This is a genomic window from Moorena sp. SIO3I6 (genome assembly GCF_010672095.1).
Genome location: NZ_JAAHHU010001494.1, coordinates 1 through 1223 on the forward strand (window position 1 = coordinate 1; position 1223 = coordinate 1223).

General features: G+C 41.3%; 1 protein-coding gene and 1 pseudogene. One reads left to right on the forward strand and one right to left on the reverse strand.

All coding sequences use genetic code 11. The features are described 5' to 3' along the window. Positions 1-265 precede the first annotated feature (265 nt). Complete coding sequence (locus tag F6K49_RS50595) at positions 266-571, forward strand: helix-turn-helix transcriptional regulator (protein WP_293036972.1); 306 nt, start codon at positions 266-268, stop codon at positions 569-571. Positions 572-782: 211 nt separating this feature from the next. Here the strand turns inward: F6K49_RS50595 and F6K49_RS50600 are convergent. Next, positions 783-1223 (reverse strand): annotated as a pseudogene (locus F6K49_RS50600) (hypothetical protein); the annotation flags it as partial.

The window sequence follows — 1223 nt, forward strand, 5'->3', positions numbered from 1 at the left end:
TAATCCGCCTGGTCCCAAGCTGGGACAGAGTGATCTAGGGCAAACCAAATGCGATCGCAAAATCCACTCCCTAGCCAAATTAGTCCTAAAATTACTGGATCTCTAAAGCGTCTTTTCATAGTGGTGAGTGCTAGGTGCTCAGATCAATTAGCTACAACAATCTTACCTGTAGTGATTGAGTAAATTGATATTGAACGGGTAATCTTGAGAAAGCGTTTATTTGAACAAAACCCAGATGTTCATACCTATGTAGAGGAGGAAGAAGATGACTAAGACTTCTGATGCGATTAAAATTCTTAACAAGAAGACTCGTACTGACCCCGAGATGGAGGAAATGATAGCAGAAGCTTCTATTAATGCAGAGGTGGCACAGTTGATTTATGAAGCCAGAACAAAAGCGGGGTTAACCCAGAAACAGCTTGCAGAACTTTTAGGTACAAAGCAGCCTGTGATTGCACGACTGGAAGATGCTGATTATGAAGGACAGTCCCTTTCGATGTTGCAAAAAATCGCTCGCGCTCTGAATCACCGGGTAGCGATCGCGATCCATAAGCTGATAGCTGATAGCTGATAGCTGATAGCTTACCCAATTATTAACTGCTTAAATTATAAGATAGCGGTTTCTATCCTAATCAGTTACACAGGATTTTTTCTATCTTACCGATTCCCGATTCCCGATTCCCGATTCCCGATTCCCGATTCCCGATTCCCGATTCCCAGATCCGCTGTTCCCGTAAACCCAAAGAAAGATTTGTATCTCACCTAATTTAAAACCGCTATACTTAAAGCCTTAACTTACCGAGGGGCTTGACACTCGACTCATCAAACCACTCTATCTTAGTACTATACTTTTCCTCAAGTCCTTGTTGCAAATGATCAGATGGATAAAATAGAAACACATCACTAAACCCTTGAGGAATATCGGGAATAGTAGGGGGAATGACTAACTGAAGTTTTACCTGAGGATTTAATAAATAACTAAGAGAAATCACATCCCCAGGATTCACGGAAGAAACATTGCTAATTACCAGAGGTCGCTCAGCTTGATTAATAATCCTAGCGATAGTAGGATTGTGATGGCCAACTTGCTTGTTCCACCAGATTTCTGTTTGGGAACTAATAGCACAAGAGATAACTCCCCCTGTAAGCAGCACAGCTACTATTCCTTTCCAGACTTTCTTTGTTCTTAAATTACCGTTTATTAAATTAGCCCTGGATAGATA